The sequence below is a fragment of the Pseudomonas sp. 2848 genome (genome assembly GCF_003253945.1).
Taxonomy (GTDB): domain Bacteria; phylum Pseudomonadota; class Gammaproteobacteria; order Pseudomonadales; family Pseudomonadaceae; genus Aquipseudomonas.
Map to the genome: position 1 here is coordinate 154023 of NZ_QKZD01000004.1, position 25323 is coordinate 179345.

Sequence of the window (25323 nt, forward strand, 5' to 3'; positions counted from 1 at the left end):
GACCTGTGGCACAGAGTTGCACCGCAGATTACGACAGTTGTTTGACCAAAAAATGACAGGTCTGGCTCCCGCAGCAGCCAAGCGCGCTGCTGCGGGATCTGTACCCGCGACCAGGCTCAGCGTGCTTCAGGCACGATGATGCTCGCCGGCGCCTCGGCCGCCCGACGGCGCGCCACGCAGTAGTACAGCACGCTGGGTACCACCAGGCCTATCAGCCACGACACGTCCACGCCGCCCAGGTGCGCGACCATGGGTCCGGTGTACAGCTTGGTGTCGATGAACGGCATCTGCACCAGCACGCCGAAGGTGTACACGCCGATGCCTGGCCAGTTCCAGCGCCCGTAGCGGCCATCCGGGTCGGCCAGTGCCGGAATGTCATAGCGTTCCTTGGTGATGAAGTAGTAGTCCACCAGGTTCACCGCGCTCCAGGGCACGAAGAAGGTCAGCAGGAACAGGATGAACGACTTGAACGCGCTGAGGAACGAATGCTGCCCGAGCAGCGCGACCAGGGTCGCCGCGCCGACGATGCCGAGCACGAACACCAGGCGCTGCACGCGACTGATCTGCAGGTGGCCACGAAAGCCGCTGATGATCGTGGCGATGCACATGAAGCTGCCGTAGCTGTTGAGAGTCGAAATGGTCACCTTGCCGAAGGCGATGCAGAAGTACAGCAGAGCCGCCGTGGTGCCGGCACCACCCAGGCCGACGATGTAGGCCACCTCGCGGCCGGAGAACTGGCCACCGGCGATGGCTGCGGCGAACACGCCGAGGATCATCGAGGCCTGGGCGCCGATCACCGAGCCCAGGCCAGCGGCGAGGAAGGTCTTGAGTGGCGAGGTGTGGCTGGGCAGGTAGCGCGAGTAGTCGGCCACGTAAGGGCCGAAGGCGATCTGCCAGGAGGCGGCCAGCGACACCGCGAGCAGGAAGCTGGCCCAGCTGAAGTGGCGATTGTCGAGCAACTGGCCGATATCGGCCAGCATCAGGATGCGGCTGAACAGGTAGACGAAGGCGATGATCCCCAGCACGCTGGCCACGCGGCCGATCCAGTGAATCACCCGGTAGCCGGCCAGGGTCGCGAGCACGATCACCCCGGCGAAGATCAGGATGCCGGCGCTGTCGCTGATGCTCAGCAACTGGCCGATGGCCTGGCCGGACAGCACCGTGCCGGTGGCGGTAAAGCCCAGGTACATCAGGCACACCAGGGCCATGGGGATGGCCGCGCCGTAAACGCCGAACTGCACACGGCTGGAAATCATCTGCGGGAGCCCCAGGCGCGGACCCTGGGCGGCATGCAGGGCCATCACCGCGCCGCCGACCAGTTGCCCGAGCAAAAGGCCGATCAACGACCAGAACACGTCGCCGCCCAGCACCACGGCCAGGGCGCCGGTGACGATCGCGGTAATCTGCAGGTTGGCTCCCAGCCACAGGGTGAATTGGCTGTAGACGCGTCCATGGCGCTCAGACTCGGGGATGTAGTCGATCGAGCGGCGCTCGATCACGGGTTTGCTGGACATCGGGGAGGCTCCGCTTCGTTGTTTTTGTGAAAGGCGGCGGCTATCGGCGGGACGCAGGGCGGATGGCCGAAGCCCGATATGAGCATGTATATACAAGTCTGGTCAAGTGAAGCTTGCCAAGGTACGCCTAGGCTTTTGCCGGCCATCACAGCCGACTGTTACACAAGGCTGGTACGCAACTGTGCTGGTCCGCGGCGGCGTGATGCCCGTATGCTGTAACCAAATATGTCTACAACAAGCCTGAAGAAGGAATGCCTGCAATGCCACTCAAGGACCTGCTGATCGCCCTGGTGGTGATCATCGCCTGGGGCGTCAACTTCGTGGTCATCAAGGTGGGGCTCGACGGCCTGCCGCCGATGCTGCTCGGGGCGCTGCGTTTCCTGCTAGTGGCCTTCCCGGCGGTGTTCCTGATCAAGCGCCCGAACCTGCCGTGGCGCTGGCTGATCGCCTATGGCGCGACCATTTCCCTGGGCCAGTTCGCCTTCCTCTTCCAGGCCATGGCCAGTGGCATGCCGCCTGGGCTGGCCTCGCTGGTGCTGCAGTCCCAGGCGTTCTTCACCCTGGGCTTCGCCGCGATGTTTCTCGGCGAGCGGCTGCGCCTGGCCAGCGTGCTCGGCCTGCTGGTGGCCGCCAGCGGCCTGGCCGTGATCGGCAGCGAAGACAGCGGCCACGTGCCGCTGGTCGCGCTGCTGCTGACCCTGTGCGGCGGCGCCATGTGGGGCATGGGCAACATCATCACCCGGCGTTTCGGCCAGGTGGACCTGGTCGCCCTGGTGATCTGGGGCGGGCTGATTCCGCCGCTGCCGTTCCTGGTGCTGTCGTGGTGGCTGGAAGGCCCCGAGCGCATTGGCCATGCCCTGGCCAACATCGGCTGGAGTTCGGTGCTGGCCCTGGCGTACCTGGCGTTCGTCGCCACCATGGTCGGCTACAGCCTGTGGAGCAAACTGTTGTCGCGCCACCCGGCAGGCAAGGTGGCGCCGTTCTCGCTGCTGGTGCCGGTGGTGGGCCTGAGCTCCGCGGCGCTGCTGCTGGGCGAGCGCTTGAGCGAGGCACAAGGCTGGGGGGCGCTGCTGGTGATGCTGGGCCTGTTGATCAACGTGTTCGGGCCGCGCCTGGGAATGCGCCTGCGCACCGCCAGCCCCGGGCGCACCTGAGCGGCGCTCATACCAGCAAGGCCGACCAGGCCGACACCAGCAGCAACCCCGCCAGACCCTGGTTGAACAGGCGCAAGGCCCGCGACGAGCGCAACCAGCGTGCGCTGCCGATGCCCATCAAAGCCCAGGCGGTCATGCTGGGCAGGGCGACCAGCAGGAACACCAGGGCCAGCCAGCCCATCGGCAGTGCCGGGGTGGCGAACAGGCCGACCATCGCCACCGCCGTCACCCATACCTTGGGGTTGACCACCTGCAGGGTCGCCGCGCTCAGTGGGCCAAGGCCGCCGTCGCTACCCGCCAGCAAGGGGGCGCCGGCACTGCGCAGCATCTTCCAGGCCAGCCAGCTGAGCCACAGGGCGCCGGCCCAGCTCATGGCCATCTGCGCCAGGGGGTAGCGCAGCAGCAACGCGCCCAGCCCCATTCCCACCAGCCACACCACCGCCGCCGCCGCGCAGCAGGCCGCCACGATCGGTGCCAGGCTGGCGCGTAGCCCGCGCCGGGCACCGTGGGCGAGGATCAACAGGTTGGTCGGCCCGGGGCTGATGCTGGCGGCCAGGGCAAACAGGATGAAGGGCAACAGCGACTGCGACTGCGACATGGTCAGGGCTCCGTGTGATCGAAGCACCATGGTCGCGGCCTGCGCGGCTTCAGTCTGGAAGGTTTGAGCAGCGCTTGCGGTAGTCCGCCGGGGTCAGCCGGTAGGCGCGGCGGAACCAGCGGCCCAGGTGGCTCTGGTCGGCAAAGCCCAGGGCAGTGGCGACGCTGGCTGGCGTCTCGCCCAAGGCCAGCAGCCGCCGCGCGCGGGCCAGGCGCAGCTGGATCAGGTAGGCATGCGGCGCCAGGCCGAAAGCTGCCTTGAACGCCCGGGTCAGGCGGAAGCGGTCGATGCCGCAGACCTTTGCCAGCTCGACCAGTCCGATGTCCTGGTCCAGGTGCGCGTGCAGATAATCGCGGGCGACGTGGGCGCACAGTGGCAGGCGTGGATCGGGGTCCAGGCGTTTGCGCCAGTGCAGGTGGCCGGTGAGGCAGCTCAGCAGATCGTCCAGGGCGGTCTGGCGGACAATGCGCAGGTCGTTGTAGTGCACCGTCTCGAAGGCCCGGGCGGTGGCGCCGGCAAGGCGCGGATCCTGGTGCAGCAGGGTGCCGAAGCAGGGCAGGGCGCCTGAGGGCGCGTGCTCGAACAGGGCGCGCAGCTCGGTTTCCAGCCAGTTGGCGTCCAGGTACAGGGTCGAATAGGTGAAGCCTTCCACGGTCGGCGCATGGCCGTCATGCAGGTCGCCAGGCTCGAGCACGAACACCTGGCCGGGCGTGCTGCAGTGGCGCTCGCGGCGGCAGTTGAACTGCTGCACGCCTTGTTCGGTGACCCCGACCAGGAAGCTGTCGTGCCAGTGCGGGTCGTAGGCGTGGCCGGTGAAATGCGCGCGGACCGACTCGATGCCGGTGTCGGCGTCCTGTCTGAGGTCGATCCAGTTGCTCATGGGGCGGGCCGTGTGGGTGGTCGATGGATGACCTTAACGCACAAACGACCCGGGTGTTTAGAACGATTGTGCAGCCTTCAGCGCTGCGCCAGTGCCAGGTTGAGGCCAAGCCCGGCGAATGAGGCGGCGAAGCCGCGGCGCAACCAGGCTTGCACCCTCGGCGACTCGATCACGGCGCGGCGGAACAGGTGGGCGAGCAGGCCATAGATCACGAAGACGATGAAGGTCATGGCCATGAACACCGCGCTGAGGCTGAGCATCTGCACGGTCGCGGAGCCGGCCTGCGGGGTGATGAACTGTGGCAGGAAGGCGAGGAAGAACAGCGTCAGCTTGGGGTTGAGGATATTCAGCAGGCAGGCTTTGATCACCAGTTGGCTGGCGGCGGCGGCGGCGGGGGTGGCGTGCGCGTCCACGGCGAAGGCCGCACGGTCGCGCCAGGTGGCGTAGGCCAGGTACAGCAGGTAGGCGACGCCGGCGAACTTGAGGCCCTGGAAGGCCAGGGCACTGGTGTGCAGCAAGGCGGAGAGGCCCAGTACCGACGCCAGCAGGTGCGGGACGATGCCCAGGGTGCAACCGGTGGCGGTCCACAGGCAGGCCTGTCGCCCGGCCACCAGGGCGCTCGACACGGTGAGGATGACCCCGCTGCCGGGGATCAGCACGATGATCAGCGCGGTGACGAGAAATTCCAGGCTCGGCATGAATGACAGCTCCTTGCGGTCGGGGGTGGATGCACTATACGCCCGGCGACAACGGCTGCAGCATGTCGTCCGGGCGCAGCGCGGCGAAACGCTCGCGCAGCCAAAGGTGCAACTGGGCCACGGCGGGGGTGAGCTGCTTGCGGTGCGGGCACACCAGGGTCACCGGGGTCAGCTCGCCGGGGTACTCGGGCAGCAGCAGTTCCAGCTCGCCGGCGGCGACATCGGCGCTGACATCCAGCCACGACTTGTAGACGATGCCTTCGCCTTCCAGCGCCCAGCGCCGCACCACGTCGGCATCGTCACTGAACAGCGGCCCGCGCACCTGCACGGTGCGGTTGCCCAGGCGCCATTTGTCGTACACCCGGCTTTGCTGCAGGTACAGCAGGCAGTCGTGTTGCTGCAGGTCCTCGGGGGTCAGCGGGCGACCATGGCGCGCCAGGTAGTCCGCAGAGGCCGCCAGCACCCGGCGGTTCCACGGCGCCAGGGGCAGGGCGATGTAGTTGGCGTCCTCGTTCTGGCCGTAGCGGATGGCGACATCCACCGGGTCGCGGTACAGGTCGGCCAACTGGTCGGAGAGGAAGAAGCGCAGGCCCAGCCCCGGGTGCTCGCGGCGAAATGCACTGAGCCAGGGCCGCAGCAGGTTGCGGCCCAAGTCCGAGGGCGCCGCCACCTGCAACACACCGCGCAGGCAGCTGTGGCTGCCATGCAGGTCCTCGCGGCCCTGGCGCAGGGCATCGATCACGCGCTGGGCGGTGGGCAGGTACAGCTCGCCTTCGGCGGTCAGGCGCAGGCTGCGGGTGGTGCGGGCGAACAGGCGCACATCGAGCTCGCGTTCCAGGCGCTTGATCGCCGCGGCCACCTGGCCGGGCAGCAGGTCGGCCTCGTGGGCCGCGGCGGTGAAGCTACCCAGGGCGCTGGCACGGGCGAACAGTTCGAGGTCGTTGATGCGCAGCATTTTCACTCCAGGGATGAAAGTGTTGCTGCATTGTGCTGGTTTTTCTTTGCGGTCGGGAAGATAAGATGCCATTCATTCACGAACCCTTGAGGTATTGCCGTAGATGGACACCGTTGCCCTCGCCAAACGCCGTTACACCACCAAGGCCTACGACGCCAACCGCAAAATCCCCCAGGCCACCATCGACGCGCTGCTCGAGCAGTTGCGCCACAGCCCGTCCTCGGTCAATTCGCAGCCCTGGCACTTCGTCGTGGCCGACAGCGCCGAAGGCAAGGCGCGCCTGGCCAAGGCTACCGATGCGCGATTCGCCTACAACAGCCCGAAAATCCGTGACGCCTCGCATGTGATCGTGTTCGCTGCCCGTACCAACATGACCGAAGCCCACTTGCAGGCCGTGCTGGGGCAGGAAGCCGCCGATGGCCGCTTCCGCAACGAACAGGCCCGCGAAGTCCAGGACCAGACCCGCCGCGGTTATGTCGACCTGCACCGCCATGACTTCAAGGACCTGCAGCACTGGATGGAGAAGCAGGTCTACCTGGCCCTGGGCACCGCGCTACTGGGCGCTGCCGCCCACGGCCTGGACGCCACGCCGATCGAAGGCTTCGACGCCAAGGCCCTGGACGCCGAACTGGGCCTGCGCGAGCAGGGCTACACCAGCGTGGTGCTGCTCAGCCTGGGCTATCGCAGCGAGGAGGATTTCAATGCCGGGCTGAGCAAGTCGCGGTTGGCGGCGGGGCAGGTGTTTACCTTCCTGTGAGTATCGGCAGTGGCGCTTGACCTGGGTCAGCCCTGAATCAGCGGCCCCAGGCGCTCGGCCAGGGCCTGGACCATCGCGCTCACCTTGGGCAGGTGTCCGCGGTTGCGGCGCCAGGCCAGATTGATCGGCAATCCTTCCATCGCGTACGCCGGCAGTACCTGCTGCAGCGTTCCGTCATCGAGTTGGCGCTGCACCAGCCAGGTCGGCAACTGGGCGATGCCGTGCCCGGCGCTGACGGCTAGCGCCTGCCCTTCGGCATCGCCGATGGCCAGGCTCCCGGGCATGCCGCGCAGCTGCGTCAGGCCCGGGCGGGCGCCGGCAAAGTGCAGGGCCGGCGTGCTGCCGTCTGCGCAGGCATAGAGCACGCAGCCCTGGGCCTGCAGTTGCTGCAGGTCGTGGGGCGTGCCGTGGCGGGCCAGGTAGGCGGGGGCGGCGCAGAACACCAGGCGCTGGCTGCCCAGGTAACGGTGCTCGATGCCTGGCTGCCAGGTTTGTGGTCCGCCGATGCGCACGACGATGTCGATGGCGTCCTCGACCAGGTCGACGAAGCGATCGGAGAGGGTGATGTGCGGTTGCAGCCGTGGATGCCGCGCGGCGAAGTCCAGTACGGCAGGAAGCCCGTGCAGACGGCCGAAGGTGGCCGGCAGGTCGATGCGCAGCTTGCCGCAGGGCGTCTGGTGTTCGTCGTTGAGGGCCAGCTCGGCTTCCTCGATGTCCGCCAGCACGCGGGTGCACGCGCGGTAATAGTCGGCGCCGCTGTCGGTCAGAGCCAGGCGCCGGGTGGTGCGTTCGAACAGGCGCACCTGCAGGCGTTTCTCCAGGCGCGCGACGCCCTTGCTCACGGCGGAACTGGTGAGGCTCATGCGTTCGGCGGCGGCGATGAAGCTGCCAGCGTTGGCCACGCTGACGAAGAAGTCGATGTCCTTGAGGCGTTCCGAGGCAGACATGGCGAGGCCTTTTATTAATGAATCTGATTCACTTGATAAAGGAATAAATACCAGGAATCGGAACTTAATTCCGGATTAAGCTGGCCTGCCATTCAACCAGGATCGCAGCCGATGTCCACTTCCAGCCTGACCCACGCCACCCTCACGCGACCAGCGCCGCGTACGGGGTTGTCCATCGGCCTGTTCGCCATCGGCGGCTTCGCGGTACTGACCACCGAATTTCTGATTCTCGGCCTGCTGCCGGCGCTGGCCCGCGACCTTGGCCTGTCGGTTGCGGGCGCGGGCCAGTTGGTCACGCTGTTCGCCGTGACCGTGATGCTGTTCGGGCCGCCGCTTACCGCCTGGCTGTCGGCAGTGCCGCGCAAGGTGCTGTTCATCGCCATCCTGCTGGTGTTCGCCGCGTCCAACGCGCTGTCGGCGCTGGCGCCGAACATCTGGGTGCTGGCATTGGCACGCTTTATCGCCGCGCTGGCCTTGCCGGTGTATTGGGGCACCGCCAGCGAAAGCGCCGGGCAATTGGCCGGGGCGGGGCGCGAAGGCTGGGCGGTGTCACGGGTGTACCTGGGCATCACTGCGGCATTTGTCTTCGGCATTCCATTGGGCACGCTGGCCGCCGGGCTGGTCGGCTGGCGTGGCAGTTTCGCGTTGCTCGCCGGGCTGTGCCTGCTGGTGGCGCTGTTGATGTGGGCGTGGCTGCCGACTGTGCCGGCGGCACCCGCCCGTGCGCCGGGGGAGCGGCAGACGGTAATCCTCAAGGACCGCCGTTTTATCGCCCATGTGCTGCTCTCGGCGCTGGTGTTCACCGCCATGTTCACTGCCTACACCTACCTGGCCGAGACGCTTGAACAGCTGGCCGCCGTGCCGGCCGGCGAAGTGGGCTGGTGGCTGATGGGCTTTGGCGTGGTCGGCATGCTCGGCAACGGCCTGGCCGGGCGCATCGTCGATCGCAGCCCGTTGCGGGCGACCCTGTTGCTGTTGGCGATGCTGGCGCTGGGCATGGGCGCGGTCACCCCGTTGCTCGGCACTGCATGGCTGCTGGGAGGCGCGCTGGTGCTGTGGGGCATCGCCTACACGGCGCTGTTCCCGGTCTGTCAGGTGCGGGTGATGCAGGCCGGCGCCAAGGCCCAGGCCCTGGCCGGGACCTTGAACGTGTCGGCGGCCAATGCCGGTATCGCTGCCGGTGCGGCGTTAGGCGGCGCGACGATCCAGGTACTGGGTCTGGGCGCCCTGGGCTACGTGGCGTGTGGGTTCGCCGTGCTGGCGATGATCGCGACCCTGGCCATGCTGGCGAGCGAGTGAGGCCTACACCGCCCGGGTGTTGAGCAGACGCACGCCCAGGCCGATGAACAGCGCGCCGCTGGCGCGCTTGAACCAGGCCGCCAAGGACGAGGCCTTCAGGCGCAGGCCGAAGCGCCAGGCCGTGAAGCAGTAGAAGGAGTGCACCAGGCAGACGATCAGCGAGCCGCTCAGGTACATGGCCGCGAACTGGCCGAAGATCGGCCGCCCGGGCTCGAGGAACTGTGGCAGGAAGGCGCAGAAGAACACCAGGGTCTTGGGGTTGCTCGCCGAGACCAGGAAGGCTTCCACGGCGATCCGCCATTGCGTCTGGGGCGGCGTCGCGGCCACCTGCGCCGTCGACGCGGTGGGGGCGCCTTTATCCAACAACTGGCGCAGGCCGAGGTAGATCAGGTAAGCGGCGCCGGCCAGCTTCAGCACCAGGAACGCCGTGGGCAACGAGATCAGCAGGGCGCCCACGCCCATGGCCACGGCGGTGATCGTCAGCAGTTGCGCGGTGAGGTTGCCGAACAGGGTCATGCCCATGCCGGAAGGGCCATAGCGCAGGGCATTGCGCACGGTGAGCAGGACATTCGGGCCGGGCAGCAGCGAGGTGAGCAGGTAGGCGAAGGAGAACGTCAACCAGAGGTGCAGGGCCATGGAGCGCGTCCTTTGCGCTGGGAAAGACACACAATGCCAGTAATCGGCGCGGACCGCCATTGGGCACCGTTGAGGGAGCGGCTTGCCCGCTCCCAGAGAAGGTGCCCAGGCCAGTTCAGCGCGCCAGGCGCCCGCTGACGAAGTGGGCGACATCGTTGAAACCGGGCGTGGAGGCATGGCCAGGCGTCACCAGCGAATCGATGAAGGCCTCGTCCTCCGCCGTGACCTTGACCTCCAGCGCACCGGCATAGGTGTCCCACTGCGCCTCGGTGCGCGGCCCGACGATGGCCGAGCTGACCAGGCGGTTGTTGAGCACCCAGGCGATGGCGAACTCGACGATGCCCACGCCCTTGGCCTCGGTATAGGCATGGATCTTCTGGGCGATGGTCAGCGATTCCTGGCGCCATTCCACTTCCATGATGCGCTTGTCCTGGCGGCCGGCACGGCTGCCTTCGTCGGGAGTGGAGCCTGGCGCGTACTTGCCGCTGAGCACGCCACGGGCCAGCGGGCTGAACGGCACCACGCCCAGGCCATGGTAGGCGGCTGCGGTGAGTTGTTCGGGCTCGGCCTGGCGGTTGACGATGTTGTACAGCGGCTGGCTGACCACCGGCTTGGCCACGCCGAGCCTTTGCGCCACGTTGCAGATCTCGGCGATGCGCCAGCCGCGGAAGTTGGACACGCCCCAGTAGCGGATCTTGCCTTGCGCCAGCAGGTCGCCGATGGCGCGCACGGTTTCTTCCAGCGGTACCGAATGGTCCTCGCGGTGAAGGTAGTAGATGTCCAGGTAGTCGGTGCCCATGCGCGTGAGGGTGGCCTCGATGGCATTGAACAGGTGTTTGCGCGACAGGCCGCTGCGGTTCGGCAGGCCATCGACCGGGCCATAGCCGGCCTTGGAGGCGATGATCCACTCGTGACGGTTGCGCGCCACCGCCTCGCCGACGATCTCTTCGGAGCGGCCGCCATTGTAGACATCGGCGGTGTCGACGAAGTTGATGCCCTGGTCCCAGGCCTTGTCGATGATGCGCAGCGAGTCTTCGGTGCTGGTCTGTTCACCGAACATCATGCTGCCGAGCGTCAGGGCCGAGACTTGCAGGCCGGAGTGGCCAAGGGGGCGGTAGATCATTGCAGATAATCCTTTTCTGACATCCTGAGAGGGGTTCCCCTCTTTTACACAGTTCCGCCCTGCTTTGAAAGCGCGGGCCAGGCGCCGTTTCCAGGCGCTGGCGAATGGCTCATCCCTCTGGCCAGGCATCGATCAGCTCACGCGCCTCGCGGCTCGACAGCGGCCGTTTCATGCGCTGCGACAGCACGGCCATGGCCCGTGAACAGCCCTTGGCAATCACTGCCTCGACCTGGTCGTCCAGGCATTGCAGGGCAACGAAGTCGCCTTGCTCCGGCGTGCCGACGTACTCGATCCGGTTCCAACCCACGGCATGCCCGAGCACCTCGTAGGTGCGCCCGTGCTGGTAGGTCCAGAAAAACGGCACGTCGTCGTAGCGGCGCCGCTCGCCGAGCATGTTGGCGGCGGCGATCACGCCGTGCTGCTGGGCCAGGCGCCAATGCTCGATGCGCACCGGGCGGCCGGCCAGGGGGAAGGTGGCGATATCGCCGGCCGCCCACAGGCCGTCGGCGGCCTGCAGGTGTGCGTCCACCGTGAGCGAATGGTCTTCGGCCAGGGGCAGGCCCTGGACGAAACGGGTGGCCGGGGTGACGCCAGTGCCCAGCAGCACCAGCGCGGTCTCCAGGCGCTCGCCATTGGCCAGCAGCACGGCCTCGACGCGCTCGTGGCCGTCGAAGCCGATCACCTCGGTCGGCCCGTGGAACTGCACACCCTTGCGCTCATGCAGCTCGCGCAGGGTCTGGCCGATGCGCTCGCCCAACTGCCGGGCCAGCGGGATGGCGTGGCGCGTGACCACATGCACCTGCAGGCCGTACTTGCGCAGGGCGCTGGCGGCCTCCAGGCCGATGAAACCGTCGCCGACGATCACCACCGGCTGGCCCGGCTCGGCCAGGTCGAGCAACTGCGCGGCATCGGTGCGCGAGCGCAGTACGCAGATGCCGGGCAGTTGCACGCCGGGGAGCTGGGGGCGGTTGGGCTTGCCGCCGGTGGCCAGCAGGGCGGCGTCGTACTTCAACTGCTGGCCGTCGGCAAGGCTGATCACGCGCTTGCCGGCATCCAGCGCGCGTACCTTGCCGTGCATGCGCTGCAGCTGGCCTCGGTGCAGGTCGACTGGCGCGAGCAGTGAGGCTACCTCGTCCACCGGCATCTGCCCGGCGATGACGAATTTGCTGAGGGCAGTGCGATCGTAGGCGTTCGGCTGTTCCTGGTCGATCCACAGCAGGCGGCCGGCAAAGCCATGGTCGAGCAAGGTGGCGATGGCGGCCGCCCCGGCGGCGCCGGCACCCACCACGACGAAGGTGCGCGCGTCGCTGTGGCGGGGCGCTTCAGCCTCGGGCAGTGGCTGGTCGTCCACCCATACCTGGCCGTCCCTGACCTGCACGGCATGCCGGCGCAGACCGGCCAGCGCCGGGGGCTCGCACACCGCGCCGTCGTCCACGGCGAAGGCAGCCTTGTGCCAGGGGCAGATCAGCAACCCACCACAGACCGCGCCTTGCTCCAGTGGCGCGCCCTCATGCGGGCAGTTGGCCTGGTAGGCACGCACCCGCTCGCCCTGGCGTACCAGGACGAGGTCTTCGGTGCCGGCCTGGACGCGCAGGGGACGGTGTTCTTCGAGCTGGTCGAGGCTGGCCACGGCATGGAAGGTCATGGGGATCTCCTCAGCAGATAGTGTTCATTTGACGCCTGCCATGGAGCCAGGCTGCGCTCAGCCGACGATCGGAAGGGTGATTACAACATTTCACAAAAACTTCAAATGAGACCAAATTGACTCAAATTCAATCTGTAAGTACCATTCGGGCCAATTTTAGTTAACGGCTCGGGTGAGTTCATGAGCAATTTGCGTGCAATAGGGATGGTCAGCTGGCTGGCAGTGGCGGTAGCACTGGCCGGCTGCGGAGCGGCTGAAGAACAGCAGGCCACGACTGAAACGGTATTTCCGGTGGAGACCGTGACGCTGGCCAGCGAACAGTTGGCCCTTACCTCGACCTTGCCGGGCCGGGTCGAACCGATGCGGGTGGCCGAGGTGCGTGCCCGGGTGGCCGGTATTGTCCTGCACAAACGTTTCGAGGAAGGCGCCGACGTCAAGGCCGGCGATGTGCTGTTCCAGATCGACCCGGCACCCTTCAAGGCCGCCCTGGCGCGTGTCGAGGCCGACCTTGCGCGGGCCCAGGCGGTGCAGCAGGAGGCCCAGGCACGGGTCAAGCGCTATGAGCCGCTGGTCAAGATCGAGGCGGTCAGCCAGCAGGACTTCGACACCGCCAGCGCCGAGTTGCGCAGCGCCCAGGCGGCCGTGCGCTCGGCCCAGGCCGACGTGCAGACCGCGCGCCTGAACCTGGGCTATGCCACGGTCACCGCGCCGATCTCCGGCCGCATCGGCCGCGCCCTGGCCACCGAAGGCGCCCTGGTCGGGCAGGGCGACGCCACCTTGATGGTGCGCATCCAGCAGCTCGATCCGATCTACGTCGACTTCACCCAGTCCGCCGCCGAAGCCCTGCGTCTGCGTCAGGCCCTCAAGGACGGCGCGCTCGGTGGTGGCGACGACAAGGCGCTGACCGCCCAGGTGGAAGGCACCGACTACCAGCGCCAGGGCGCGCTGATGTTCACCGACGTGGCGGTCGACCGTGGCACCGGCCAGGTCACCTTGCGCGGTCGCTTCGACAATGCCGACGGCATCCTGCTGCCGGGCATGTACGTGCGCGTGCGTACCCCACAGGGCACCGACCAGCAGGCCATCCTGGTGCCGCAGCGCACGGTGCAGCGCGGCAGCGACGGCGAGGCGCGGGTGCTGGTGGTCGGCACCGGCAACCTGGCCGAGGCGCGCAGCGTGCGCACCGGCCGGATGCACGGCTCGCGCTGGCAGATCACCGAGGGCCTGCGCGCCGGTGACCAGGTCATCGTCGGCGGCCCGGCCGGCCTTGCGCCTGGCATGTCGGTGCAGCCGGCCCAGGCGCAACAGGCCGCGGCACACTAAGGCGAGGGTAGCGAGATGTCCAAGTTCTTCATCAATCGGCCGAACTTCGCCTGGGTCGTGGCGCTGTTCATTTCCCTGGCCGGCCTGCTGGTGATCCCGGCGCTGCCGGTGGCCCAGTATCCCAGCGTGGCGCCGCCACAGATTTCCATCACCGCCTCCTACCCGGGCGCCTCGGCCAAGGTGCTGGTGGAGTCGGTGACCAGCATCATCGAGGAGTCGCTGAACGGCGCCAAGGGCCTGCTTTACTACGAGTCCACCAACAACTCCAACGGCGTGGCCGAAGTGCTGGTGACGTTCGAGCCCGGCACCCAGCCGGACATGGCCCAGGTCGATGTGCAGAACCGCCTGAAGAAGGCCGAGGCGCGCATGCCCCAGGCGGTGCTGACCCAGGGGCTCAAGGTCGAGCAGGCCAGTTCCGGCTTCCTGCTGATCTACGCCTTGACCAGCACGGCCGGTGATCAGGGTGATACCACGGCCTTGGCCGATTATGCCGCACGCAACATCAATAACGAGCTGTTGCGCGTGCCAGGTGTGGGCAAGCTGCAGTTCTTCTCTTCGGAGGCGGCCATGCGGGTCTGGGTTGATCCGCAGAAACTGGTGGGCTATGGCCTGTCCATCGACGATATCAACAACGCCATCCGTGGCCAGAACGTCCAGGTGCCTGCCGGCAGCTTCGGCAGCACGCCGGGGGCCAGCGAGCAGGAACTGACCGCGACGCTGGCTGTGCAAGGCACCCTGGAAACGCCGGAGGCGTTCGCCGCCATCGTCCTGCGCGCCAACCCGGACGGCTCCAGCGTACGCCTGGGCGATGTGGCACGCATGGCCATCGGTAGCGAGAACTACAACCTGTCCTCGCGCCTGGATGGCAAACCGGCCGTGGCCGGCGCGGTGCAGCTGGCACCTGGCGCCAATGCCATCCAGACCGCGACGCTGGTCAAGGAGCGCCTGGCCGAGCTGTCGCAGTTCTTCCCGGAAGGCGTTGAATACTCGGTGCCGTACGACACCTCGCGCTTCGTCGATGTGGCCATCGAGAAGGTCATCCATACCTTGATCGAAGCCATGGTGCTGGTGTTCCTGGTGATGTTCCTGTTCCTGCAGAACGTGCGCTACACCCTGATCCCGTCGATCGTGGTGCCGGTGTGCCTGCTGGGTACGCTGATGGTCATGAAGCTGCTCGGTTTCTCGGTGAACATGATGACCATGTTCGGCATGGTGCTGGCCATCGGTATCCTGGTGGATGACGCCATCGTGGTGGTGGAGAACGTCGAGCGGTTGATGGCCGAGGAAGGCTTGTCGCCGGTGGAGGCCACCATCAAGGCGATGGGGCAGGTATCCGGGGCGATCATCGGCATCACTTTGGTGCTGGCCGCGGTGTTCCTGCCGTTGGCGTTCATGTCCGGATCGGTCGGGGTGATCTATCAGCAGTTTTCCGTCTCGCTGGCGGTGTCGATCCTGTTCTCCGGCTTCCTCGCCCTGACCTTCACCCCGGCGCTGTGCGCCACCCTGCTCAAGCCGGTGCCCCATGGCCACCATGAAAAGGGTGGTTTTTTCGGTGCCTTCAACCGCGCCTTTGCCCGCGTCACCGAGCGCTACTCGGTGATGAACAGCGCCCTGGTGGCCCGTGCCGGGCGCTGGATGCTCGCCTACGTCGGGATCCTGGTGGTGCTCGGCTACTCCTACCTGCGCCTGCCGGAGGCCTTCGTGCCAGCGGAGGACCTGGGCTACAGCATCGTCGACGTGCAGCTGCCGCCCGGCGCCAGCCGGGTACGCACCGACCACACCGCCGAGGCACTGGAAAAGTACCTGATGTCGCGCGACGCGTTGGCCAGCTCGTTCATCGTCAGCGGCTTCAGCTTCTCGGGCCAGGGCGACAACGCCGCGCTGGCGTTCCCCACCTACAAGGACTGGTCCGTGCGCGGCAAGGAGCAGTCGGCAGAGGCGGAAACCGCAGCCATCAACGCCCAGTTCGCGGCCAATGGCGATGGTGCCATCACCGCGGTCATGCCTCCGCCGATCGACGGCCTGGGCAACTCCGGCGGTTTCGCCCTGCGCCTGATGGACCGTGGCGGCCTGGGGCGCGATGCGCTGCTGGCGGCCCGTGACCAGCTGTTGGCCCGCGCCAACGGCAACCCGGTGATCCTCTACGCGATGATGGAGGGCCTGGCCGAGGCGCCGCAGCTACGCGTGCAGATCGACCGCGAGAAAGCCCGCACCCTGGGCGTGAGCTTCGAGACCATCAACAGCACCCTGGCCACCGCCTTCGGTTCAGCGGTGATCAACGACTTCACCAACGCCGGGCGCCAGCAGCGCGTGGTGGTGCAGGCCGAGCAGGGCGAGCGCATGACCCCGGAAAGCGTGCTTCGCCTGTATGCACCCAATGTCAGCGGCGAGCAGGTGCCGTTCAGCGCCTTTGTCTCCACTCGCTGGGAGGAGGGGCCGGTACAACTGGTGCGCTACAACGGTTACCCGTCGATCCGCATCGCCGGTGACGCCGCGCCTGGCTACAGCACTGGCCAGGCGATGGCCGAGATGGAGCGTCTGGTCAGCGAGCTGCCACCTGGCATTGGTTATGCCTGGACCGGCCTTTCGTACCAGGAAAAGGTGTCCAGCGGCCAGGCTGCCGGCCTGTTCGCCCTGGCCATCCTGGTGGTGTTCCTGCTGCTGGTGGCGCTGTACGAGAGCTGGGCAATCCCGCTGACGGTGATGCTGATCGTGCCGATCGGCGCCTTGGGCGCGGTCTGGGCGGTACTGCTCACCGGCATGCCCAACGACGTGTACTTCAAGGTCGGCCTGATCACCATCATTGGCCTGGCGGCGAAGAACGCCATCCTGATCGTCGAGTTCGCCAAGGAGCTGTGGGAGAAGGGTTACAGCTTGAGCGACGCCGCCATCGAGGCCGCGCGCCTGCGTTTGCGCCCGATCGTGATGACCTCCATGGCCTTCATCCTCGGCGTGGTGCCCCTGGCCATCGCCACCGGCGCCGGCGCGGCCAGTCAGCGCGCCATCGGTACCGGGGTGATTGGCGGCATGCTCAGCGCCACCCTGCTGGGTGTGGTGTTCGTGCCGATCTGTTTCGTCTGGGTGCTGAAGCTGCTCAAGCGCAAGCCGGCCCCTGTGCAACACGCTGTCGAGGTAAGGAAGTGATGGTCATGGGTAAATGTGCACTCCCGTTCGCGCTGGCCGTTACCCTGGTCGGCTGCTCCCTGGCACCGACCTAACAGCGCCCGGAGGCGCCGGTGGCGGCTGCCTGGGGCGATGCCGCCGGCCATCATGGCAAGTCGGTGGAGCAGCTGGACTGGCAGGCGTTCATCGTCGATCCGGCCTTGCGTCAACTGGTCGCCACGGCACTGGACAACAACCGCTCCCTGCGTCAGACCCTGCTCGACATCGAGCAGGCCCGAGCGCAATACCGCATCCAGCGGGCCGATCGGGTGCCTGGCCTGAGTGCCGGAGCTTCCGGCAATCGCCAGCACTTGCCGGCGGACCTGTCGAACAGCGGCAGGGAAGGGGTCAGCAGCAGCTACCAGGTGGGGCTGTCGCTGCCAGAGTACGAAGTGGACCTGTTCGGTCGGGTCAAGAGCCTGAGCGATGCGGCGCTGGAGCAGTACCTGTCCACCGAGGAAGTCGGCCGTGCCGCGCGCATCGCGCTGATCGCTGATGTCAGCCAGGCCTACCTGACCCTGGACGGTGCCGAACGGCGCCTGGCGCTGACTCGCCAGACCCTGGCCAGCCGCGAGGACTCGCTGGCCCTGGTCGGCCAGCGGCGAGGCGCCGGCACGGCCACGGCGCTGGACCACCAGGAAGCGCTGGGGCTGGTCGAGCAGTCACGGGCCGAGCTGGAAGGCATCGTGCGCGAGCAGCGCCAGGCCTACAACGCCTTGGTGCTGCTGCTGGGCAGCGCCGAGGCGGCCAAGTCGATTCCTGCCGAGCGGGCGCAGGCGCCGATGGTCCTGCAGGACATCGCCCCAGGCGCGCCGTCGGGGCTGATCGAGCGCCGCCCGGACATCCTCGCCGCCGAGCACCGGCTGCGGGCGCGCAATGCCGATATCGGCGCGGCGCGGGCGGCGTTCTTCCCGCGGATCAGCCTGACCGGCAGTTTCGGCACCTCCAGCGCGCAGATGTCCGGGTTGTTCGACGGTGGTTCGCGTAGCTGGACGTTCATGCCGCAACTGTCGCTGCCGCTGTTCGACGCCGGGCGCAACAAGGCCGGCCTGAACCTGGCCGAGGCGCGCAAGGACTCGGCGGTGGCCGCTTACGAAGGCACGATCCAGAGCGCCTTCCGCGAAGTGGCCGACGCCCTGGCCGCCACCGATACCTTGCGTCGCGAGGAAGCCGCGCGGCGTGCCCTGGCCGACACCAGCCGGGCGACCGTGGCGCTGGCCAAGGCGCGCTATGAGGGTGGGGTGGACAACCACCTGCGCTACCTGGACGCGCAGCGCAGCGGCTATGTCAACGAAGCGGCGTTCATCCAGGCCAGCACCCAGCGCCAGCTGGCACTGGTCGATCTGTTCCGTGCCTTGGGCGGTGGCTGGCCGGCCCAAGGTTGAAATGCCTCCTTTGGTTGGCAAATCCAACCGCTTGGCCCCAGGTGTCCCTGCCTTGGGGCCTTTTTTTGCCCAGTGATAGGGGCCGAACAGGCGAGCGTTAATCGCGCAACAGATCCGGACTGTTGAAGTTGCTCAACCGCGCATCGTCCTCGGCACACGCCAACCCCTGCACATTCGCCTGCAGCAAGGCCTTCTGCAAACTCCGTTCGCCCACCTGCCAGGCTTGCTCCAGCAATGGCAACACGCGCCGGGGCAACACACTGAACATCGGCTGCCAATACCCACCCTGGCGCACCATGGCCGCACTGTCGTGCGCCACGGCCAGGCGCAGCAGGTCCTCGACCAGCGCCCGGTCGATGCGCGGCGCATCGCAGGCCAGCACTACCACCCATTCGTGCCGGGCTGCCCTGAGCCCGCTGATCACGCCGGCCAGCGGGCCGGGAAAGTCCGCTTCGGCGTCGGTGACGAGCTGGTCGGCGTAGATCGCGTAGGCCGCCTGGTTGCGGTTGCAGGAGATCACCAGGTCATCGCTCAGTGCCCGCACGGCGCGTTGCACATGCGCCACCAACGGCTCGCCGCGCCAAGGCACCAGCCCCTTGTCGCGCCCGCCCATGCGCTGGCCACGGCCGCCGGCAAGAATAAGGATGGAGCAGGGGGGAAGAACGTCGGGCATGAAAAAGGGTTCCGGGCAGTCAATGCCGGGAACCCTCCCATTTACCGCAGGGCTTGTCCAGTCAGGCCTGGTGGGTGGCCACCTGCGCCGCCTTGGTCTTGCCACGCCCGGCCAGGCGCATCACCACGACGAAGAACACCGGCACGAACACCACGGCGAAGGTGGCGCTGAGCATGCCGCCGATCACTCCGGTGCCGATGGCTTGCTGGCTGGCCGAGCTGGCGCCGCTGGCGATGGCCAGCGGCACCACGCCGAGGATGAACGCCAGCGAAGTCATCACGATCGGGCGCAGACGCAGACGCGCGGCCTGGATCGCCGCGTCCGCCGCATCGACGCCCTGGTCCACCAGGTCCTTGGCGAACTCGATGATCAGGATGGCGTTCTTCGCCGACAGGCCGATCAGGGTGATCAGGCCGACCTTGAAGAACACGTCGTTGGGCAGGCCACGCAGGGTCACCGCGAGCACCGCGCCGAGCACGCCCAGTGGCACCACCAGCAGCACCGCGGTGGGGATCGACCAGCTTTCGTACAGCGCGGCCAGGCACAGGAACACCACCAGCAGCGACAGCGCCATCAGCAGTGGCGCCTGGCTGCCGGACAGGCGTTCCTGCAGCGACAGCCCGGTCCACTCCAGGCCGGCACCTGCCGGCAGCTGCGCCACCAGGCGCTCGATCTCGGCCATGGCCTCGCCCGAGCTGTAGCCGGCCGCCGGCTCGCCGGAAATCGACACCGCCGGGTAGCCGTTGTAGCGGGTCAGCTGCACCGGGCCGGACTGCCAGCGGGCGCTGACGAAGGCGCCCAGCGGCACCATCTTGCCGCTGCTGTTGCGCACGTGGATCTTCAGCAGGTCCTCGACCTGGCTGCGCCGGTCGCCTTCGGCCTGCACCACCACCCGCTGCATGCGGCCCTGGTTGGGGAAGTCGTTGACGTAGTTCGACCCCACCGCGGTGTCGAGCACCGCGCCGATATCGGCAAACGACACGCCCAGGGCGTTGGCCTGGCGGCGGTCCACTTCCAGTTCAACCTGAGGGCTTTCGGCCAACGACGCTTCGCGCACGTTGACCAGCACCTTGCTCTTGCGCGCCGCGTCCAGCAGTTGGTCACGAGCTTCCATCAGCCCGGTGTGGCCCATGCCGCCGCGGTCCTGCAGGCGGAACTCGAAACCGGTCGACTCGCCCAGGCCGTCCACCGGCGGCGGCAGCACCGCGTAGGCGATGGCGTCCTTGAGCTGGGTGAAGGCCATGGTGGCGCGCTCGGCGATCGACTGCGCGCTGTCGTCGCCACCGCGCTCGGACCAGTCCTTGAGCGTGGTGAAGGCCAGCGCCGCGTTCTGCCCGCTGCCGGAGAAGCTGAAACCGAGGATCAGCGTGGTGTTGGCCACGCCGGGCTCTTCGGCGTTGTGCGCCTCGATCTGCTGCCCGACCTCGATGGTGCGTGCCTGGCTGGCGCCCGGCGGCAGCTGGATGTCGGTGATGGTATAGCCCTGGTCCTCGGTGGGCAGGAAGGCGGTGGGCAGTTGGCTGAAACCGTACACCAGCACGCCGACCAGCGCGGCGTACACCAGCAGGTAGCGACCGCTGCGGGCCAGGGCGTGGGTCACCCAGCGCTGGTAGCCGTTGCTCATGCCCTCGAAGCGGCGGTTGAACCAGCCGAAGAAGCCCTTGCGCTCATGGTGCTCGCCTTTCTCCAGCGGCTTGAGCAGGGTGGCGCACAGGGCCGGGGTCAGGCTCAGGGCGAGGAACGCCGAGAACAGGATCGACACCGCCATCGACACCGAGAACTGCTGGTAGATCACCCCCACCGAGCCTTGCATGAAGGCCATCGGCAGGAACACCGCCACCAGCACCAGGGTGATGCCGACGATGGCGCCGCTGATCTGGCCCATGGCCTTGCGCGTGGCTTCCTTGGGCGGCAGGCCTTCCTCGGCCATGATCCGCTCGACGTTTTCCACCACGACGATGGCGTCGTCCACCAGGATGCCGATGGCCAGCACCATGCCGAACAGGGTCAGTACGTTGACCGAGAAACCCAGCACGTTCATCACCGCGAAGGTGCCCATCAGCGCCACCGGCACCACCAGGGTCGGAATCAGCGTGTAACGGAAGTTCTGCAGGAACAGGAACATCACCGCGAACACCAGCACCATGGCCTCGAGCAGGGTGTTGATCACCTGCTTGATCGAGACCTTGACGAAGGGCGAGGTGTCGTAGGGGATGTCGTACTTCACCCCGGCCGGGAAGTAGCGCGCCAGCTCATCGAGCTTCTGCTTGACCAGGGTCGCGGTTTCCATGGCGTTGGCGCCGGGCGACAGCTTGACGCTGAAGGCGCTGGTGGCCTTGCCGTTGAGGCGGGTGCCGTACTGGTACTCCTGGGCCCCGATCTCGACCCGCGCCACGTCACCGACGGTGACCGTGGAGCCATCGGTGTTGGCGCGCAGGACGATGGCGGCGAACTCCTCGGGGGTGCTCAGCTGGCCCTTGACCACCACGTTGGCGGTGATCTCCTGGGTCGGTCGGCTCGGCAGGTCGCCGATGCTGCCGGGGGCGACCTGGGCGTTCTGCGCGGCGATGGCCTCGGCCACGTCGTTGGGCGTGAGGTTGAAACCGACCAGCTTGGCCGGGTCGATCCAGATGCGCATGGCCCGTTCGGAGCCATACAGCTGCGCCTTGCCGACGCCCTTGAGGCGACGGATCTCGTTCATCACGTTGCGCGCGAGAATGTCCGACAGGGCGATCTCGTCGAGGCTGCCGTCCTCGGAGGTGAGGGTGGCCAGCAACAGGAAGCCGGTGGACACCTTCTCCACCTGCAGGCCTTGCTGGGTGACCGGGCGCGGCAGGCGCGACTCGATCACCTTGAGGCGGTTCTGCACGTCGACCTGGGCCATGTCCGGGTTGGTGCCGGGCTGGAAGCTGGCGGTGATGGTGGCGCTGCCCAGGCTGCTCTGGGATTCGAAATAAAGCAGGTTGTCGGCACCGTTGAGCTCCTGCTCGATGATGCTGACCACGCTCTCGTCCATGGTCGCCGCCGAGGCGCCGGGGTAGACGGCGTAGATTTCCACCTGCGGCGGTGCCACGTCGGGATACTGGGCCACCGGCAACTGCGGGATGGCCAGGGCGCCGACCAGGAGGATGAACAAGGCCACCACCCAGGCGAACACCGGGCGGTCGATGAAGAACTGCGGCATGGATCAGGCCCTCATTGGCCGTTGTGTTGGGCGACTGCGGTGGCGCCTGGTTGTTCGTCGACTTGCACCTGGTCGCCGGCCTTGACGTGTTGCAGGCCCTCGACCACCACGCGATCACCCGGAGCCAGGCCCTCGCTGACGATCCAGCGGTCGCCCTGGGCACTGCCCAGGGTCACCTGGCGTTCGCTGATGCGGTCCTGCGGGTCGACCAGCAGCACCTTCGGCACACCGGCGCTGTCGCGCAGGATGGCGCGTTGCGGCACGCTGATGCCCTGGGGCTGCACGGCCTGGTCCAGGCGCACGCGCACATAGCTGCCGGGCAGCAGGTCGAGGTCCGGGTTGGGGAACTCGCTGCGCAGGGTGATCTGGTTGGTGCTCGGGTCGACGCTGATATCGGAGAACAGCAGCTTGCCGGCCAGCGGGTAGGCGCTGCCGTCGTCCTGGATCAGCGTGGCCTTGACCTGGTCGCGGCCCACCTGCTGCAGCTCGCCGGCACGCAGCGAGCGGCGCAGGGCGTTGAGTTCGCGGGTCGACTGGGTGACGTCGGCGTGGATCGGGTTCAACTGCTGGATGGTGGCCAGCGGCGTGGTCTCGCTCTGGCCGACCAGCGCGCCCTCGGTCACCAGGGCGCGGCCGATGCGCCCGGAGATCGGTGCGGTGACGGTGGCATAGCCCAGGTTCAGGCGCGCGCGCTCCAGCGCCGCCTTGGCTTCGCCGACCGCTGCGTCGGCCTGGAGGAAGGCGGCGCGGGCGTTGTCGTACTCCTGGCGGCTGACGGCCTTGTCCTCGACCAGTTCACGGTAGCGTTGCTCCTGCAGGCGCGCCTGGTACACGGTTGCCTCGGCCTTGGCCAAGGTGGCGCGGGCGCTGTCGAAGTCAGCCTTGAACGGCGCCGGGTCGATCAGGAACAGCACATCGCCCTGTTTCACGTCGCTGCCTTCGCGGTACACCCGCTTGAGCACCACGCCGGCCACCCGGGCGCGCACCTCGGCGGTGCGGGGGGCAAGGATGCGGCCGCTGAGTTCGGTGCTGATGGCCAGCGGCTGCACGGCAAGGGTTTCGACCCGGACCTGGGAGGGCGGGGCCTTTTCTTCCTGCTCGGCGGCGTCGTTGCAAGCGGCCAGGGAAAGGGTCATCAGCGCCAGCAGCGCCAGAGGGCGCAGGCGCAAAGCACGGAGCGTGGACATACGGATCTTCCAGGTTTGATCCAGCGTATGCTAAAGCAGCCGTTCGGGTGGCGGCTGTTAAGCTGTGTTGGGCGTGTGTGAAAAAGTGTGAACAATCGGCGGTGGCCCGCCCGGGATTCTATATCCTGCCTTACTTCAATCTTTCGTCAAATCCCCTTATGCCGAACATTCTCCTGGTCGAAGACGACAGCGCGTTGTCCGAACTGATCGCCAGCTACCTGCAACGCAACGATTTCCATGTCCGGGTGATTGCCCGCGGCGACCATGTGCTGGACGAATTCCGCCGGCAGAAACCGGACCTGGTGATCCTCGACCTGATGCTGCCGGGCCTGGACGGCCTGCAGGTATGCCGCCTGCTGCGCCAGGAGAGCCAGAGCCTGCCGATCCTCATGCTGACCGCCCGCGACGACAGCCACGACCAGGTGCTGGGGCTGGAGATGGGCGCCGACGACTACGTCACCAAGCCGTGCGAGCCCCGCGTGCTGCTGGCCAGGGTGCGCACGTTGCTGCGCCGCAGCAGCGTCAACGAGCCGCGCCTGGACTGCGACCTGATCCAGATCGGCGGCCTGTGCATCGACCTGGCCGAGCGCACGGTCACCTGGCGCGGCGAAGAAGTGGAGCTGTCCAGCGGCGAGTACAACCTGCTGGTGGTGCTGGCGCGCAACGCCGGCGAGGTGATGAGCCGTGACCGCATCCTCCAGCAATTGCGCGGCATCGAGTTCAACGGCACCGACCGTTCGGTGGACGTGGCCATCTCCAAGCTGCGCCGACGTTTCGACGACAGCGCAGGTGAAGCGCGCAAGATCAAGACCGTATGGGGCAAGGGCTACCTGTTCAGTCGCGTCGAGTGGGAGTACTGATACGCCATGCTGAAGATCCTGGTGCGGTTGTACCTGGTGATCATCGTCGCCTATGCCGGGGCGATCGCGCTGATTCCCGACACCATCGTCGGTTTGTTTCACGATCGCTTCATGGCCTACAACCTCGACCAGGCCAAGGGCGTGCAGACCCTGATCGTGCGCCAGTTCCAGCAGGCGCCGCGGGAGCAGTGGCCGACGGTGGAAAAGGAACTCGCCGCGGCGTTCAAGCCGTTGGAGGTGCGCTTGCTGCGCATGGACGACGCCGAGCTGAGCAGCGAGGAAAAGGCCCGACTCGAGCATGGCCTGTATGTGGTGCGCATGGCCGACTGGGGCTATTACGAAACGGCGCTGGCGCCGCTGGACCAGGACTGGCTGGTACGCCTGCACTCGCCGGACGACCCGCTGGACATCAACGTGCTGTCCTGGGGCGTGACCGTGCTGATCGGCGCGGCCATGCTCGGCTGCCTGTTGCTGTGGGTATGGCCGCACTGGCGCGACCTCGAGCGCCTGAAGGACACCGCCCGGCGCCTGGGGCGCGGCGAGATGTCCGAGCGCACGCATATCTCGCCGCGCTCGAACATCGGCGAGCTGGCCGGGGTGTTCGACACCATGGCCAGCGACCTGGAGCGCCACGTCAATCAGCAGCGTGAACTGCTCAACGCGGTGTCCCACGAGCTGCGCACGCCATTGACCCGCCTGGACTTCGGCCTGGTGCTGCTGTTCGACGAGGTGCCGCCGGCCAGCCGCAAACGCCTGCTGGGGCTGGTGGGCCATGTGCGCGAGCTGGACGAGCTGGTGCTTGAGCTACTGTCCTACAGCCGCCTGGAAAGCGCCGACCAGGCCCGCGAGCGGGTCGAGGTGTCGTTGCTCGAGCTGGTGGACAGCGTGCTCGGTGGTTTCGCCGAAGAACTCGACGATCGCGGCATCCAGTGGGAGGTGCAATGCGACACAGACCTGCCACGCTTTGTCCTCGATCCGCGGCTGACTGCCCGCGCGGTACAGAACCTGGTGCGCAACGCCATGCGCTACTGCGACGAAAGCCTGCTGCTGCGCCTGCGCCTGGAAGAGGATGGCGCCTGCCTGGTGACGGTCGAGGACGACGGCATCGGCATTCCAGTCGAGGAGCGTGAGCGGATCTTCCAGCCGTTCTACCGGCTGGACCGCAGCCGCGATCGCAACACGGGTGGTTTCGGCTTGGGCTTGGCGATCAGCCGGCGGGCCATCGAAGGGCAGGGTGGCACGCTCACAGTGGCGCAATCGGCGTTGGGCGGGGCGCAGTTCAGGATTCGCTTGCCCGCTGGTTGATGCAGCGCCTGGGCCGGCCTCATCGCGGGGCAAGCCCG

The 25323-nt window shown here is 67.3% G+C and carries 19 protein-coding genes and 1 pseudogene; 8 read left to right on the plus strand and 12 right to left on the minus strand.

The annotated features are described in order from the left end of the window. Positions 1-116 precede the first annotated feature (116 nt). Positions 117-1514, minus strand: coding sequence for a cytosine permease (locus tag DFS21_RS09960; RefSeq protein WP_111532212.1), 1398 nt, complete (start codon positions 1512-1514; stop codon positions 117-119). 260 nt (positions 1515-1774) lie between these two features. Between DFS21_RS09960 and DFS21_RS09965 the strand changes: the two genes are divergently transcribed. Further along, a complete protein-coding gene (locus tag DFS21_RS09965) occupies positions 1775-2668 on the plus strand; it encodes an EamA family transporter (RefSeq protein ID WP_110701482.1) in 894 nt (297 codons plus the stop codon). 7 nt (positions 2669-2675) lie between these two features. Here the strand turns inward: DFS21_RS09965 and DFS21_RS09970 are convergent, their stop codons facing one another. The 4 genes from DFS21_RS09970 to DFS21_RS09985 all read right to left on the minus strand — a co-directional run bounded on the left by DFS21_RS09970 (position 2676) and on the right by DFS21_RS09985 (position 5799). Next, entirely contained in the window at positions 2676-3266 is a 591-nt protein-coding gene (locus DFS21_RS09970; protein ID WP_111532213.1) for a LysE family translocator, read from the minus strand. 49 nt (positions 3267-3315) lie between these two features. Further along, positions 3316-4146 (minus strand): AraC family transcriptional regulator, encoded by an 831-nt coding sequence (locus DFS21_RS09975; RefSeq protein WP_110701484.1) that lies wholly within the window; start codon positions 4144-4146, stop codon positions 3316-3318. A gap of 77 nt (positions 4147-4223) precedes the next feature. Then, positions 4224-4844 (minus strand): LysE family translocator, encoded by a 621-nt coding sequence (locus DFS21_RS09980; RefSeq protein WP_111532214.1) that lies wholly within the window; start codon positions 4842-4844, stop codon positions 4224-4226. Positions 4845-4878: 34 nt separating this feature from the next. Beyond that, positions 4879-5799, minus strand: coding sequence for a LysR family transcriptional regulator (locus DFS21_RS09985; RefSeq protein ID WP_111532215.1), 921 nt, complete (start codon positions 5797-5799; stop codon positions 4879-4881). Between the two features lie 103 nt (positions 5800-5902). Between DFS21_RS09985 and nfsB the strand changes: the two genes are divergently transcribed. Continuing rightward, positions 5903-6556, plus strand: a complete 654-nt coding sequence (gene nfsB, locus DFS21_RS09990; protein ID WP_102682841.1) for an oxygen-insensitive NAD(P)H nitroreductase — start codon at positions 5903-5905, stop codon at positions 6554-6556. Positions 6557-6582: 26 nt separating this feature from the next. Here nfsB and DFS21_RS09995 read toward each other — a convergent pair whose 3' ends face one another. Then, a complete protein-coding gene (locus DFS21_RS09995; RefSeq protein WP_111532216.1) occupies positions 6583-7503 on the minus strand; it encodes a LysR family transcriptional regulator in 921 nt (306 codons plus the stop codon). A 111-nt stretch (positions 7504-7614) separates the two neighbouring features. Between DFS21_RS09995 and DFS21_RS10000 the strand changes: the two genes are divergently transcribed. Continuing rightward, complete coding sequence (locus DFS21_RS10000) at positions 7615-8802, plus strand: MFS transporter (protein WP_111532217.1); 1188 nt, start codon at positions 7615-7617, stop codon at positions 8800-8802. A gap of 3 nt (positions 8803-8805) precedes the next feature. Here the strand turns inward: DFS21_RS10000 and DFS21_RS10005 are convergent, their stop codons facing one another. The 3 genes from DFS21_RS10005 to DFS21_RS10015 form a co-directional block, all read right to left on the minus strand. Next, positions 8806-9438 carry a LysE family translocator gene (locus DFS21_RS10005; RefSeq protein WP_111532218.1) on the minus strand — a complete coding sequence of 211 codons (633 nt, stop codon included), beginning with the start codon at positions 9436-9438 and terminating at the stop codon, positions 8806-8808. 115 nt (positions 9439-9553) lie between these two features. Next, a complete protein-coding gene (locus DFS21_RS10010; protein ID WP_110701497.1) occupies positions 9554-10561 on the minus strand; it encodes an aldo/keto reductase in 1008 nt (335 codons plus the stop codon). Between the two features lie 109 nt (positions 10562-10670). Beyond that, complete coding sequence (locus tag DFS21_RS10015) at positions 10671-12206, minus strand: FAD-dependent oxidoreductase (RefSeq protein WP_111532219.1); 1536 nt, start codon at positions 12204-12206, stop codon at positions 10671-10673. A 180-nt stretch (positions 12207-12386) separates the two neighbouring features. Here DFS21_RS10015 and DFS21_RS10020 point away from each other — a divergent pair, with 180 nt between their 5' ends. The 3 genes and pseudogenes from DFS21_RS10020 to DFS21_RS10030 all read left to right on the plus strand — a co-directional run bounded on the left by DFS21_RS10020 (position 12387) and on the right by DFS21_RS10030 (position 18076). Further along, positions 12387-13529 carry a MexC family multidrug efflux RND transporter periplasmic adaptor subunit gene (locus DFS21_RS10020; protein WP_111532220.1) on the plus strand — a complete coding sequence of 381 codons (1143 nt, stop codon included), beginning with the start codon at positions 12387-12389 and terminating at the stop codon, positions 13527-13529. Positions 13530-13544: 15 nt separating this feature from the next. Further along, complete coding sequence (locus DFS21_RS10025; protein ID WP_111532221.1) at positions 13545-16673, plus strand: efflux RND transporter permease subunit; 3129 nt, start codon at positions 13545-13547, stop codon at positions 16671-16673. Further along, positions 16673-18076: pseudogene (locus DFS21_RS10030) on the plus strand (efflux transporter outer membrane subunit). The gene DFS21_RS10025 and the pseudogene DFS21_RS10030 overlap by 1 nt, the downstream one beginning before the upstream one ends. 97 nt (positions 18077-18173) lie before the next feature. On the opposite strand, the gene mobA reads toward DFS21_RS10030, so the two are convergent. From mobA to DFS21_RS10045, 3 genes are all read right to left on the minus strand, one after another. Then, positions 18174-18749, minus strand: coding sequence for a molybdenum cofactor guanylyltransferase MobA (mobA, locus tag DFS21_RS10035; RefSeq protein WP_111532222.1), 576 nt, complete (start codon positions 18747-18749; stop codon positions 18174-18176). A gap of 61 nt (positions 18750-18810) precedes the next feature. Then, positions 18811-21933, minus strand: coding sequence for an efflux RND transporter permease subunit (locus tag DFS21_RS10040; RefSeq protein ID WP_111532223.1), 3123 nt, complete (start codon positions 21931-21933; stop codon positions 18811-18813). A gap of 11 nt (positions 21934-21944) precedes the next feature. Next, positions 21945-23120 carry an efflux RND transporter periplasmic adaptor subunit gene (locus DFS21_RS10045; RefSeq protein WP_110701515.1) on the minus strand — a complete coding sequence of 392 codons (1176 nt, stop codon included), beginning with the start codon at positions 23118-23120 and terminating at the stop codon, positions 21945-21947. A 158-nt stretch (positions 23121-23278) separates the two neighbouring features. Here DFS21_RS10045 and DFS21_RS10050 point away from each other — a divergent pair, with 158 nt between their 5' ends. Together DFS21_RS10050 and DFS21_RS10055 are read left to right on the plus strand one after the other, a co-directional pair. Then, positions 23279-23980 carry a response regulator transcription factor gene (locus tag DFS21_RS10050; protein ID WP_110701517.1) on the plus strand — a complete coding sequence of 234 codons (702 nt, stop codon included), beginning with the start codon at positions 23279-23281 and terminating at the stop codon, positions 23978-23980. 6 nt (positions 23981-23986) lie between these two features. Further along, on the plus strand, positions 23987-25285 hold the full coding sequence (locus tag DFS21_RS10055) for an ATP-binding protein (RefSeq protein WP_110701519.1): 1299 nt from the start codon (positions 23987-23989) through the stop codon (positions 25283-25285). Positions 25286-25323 lie beyond the last annotated feature (38 nt).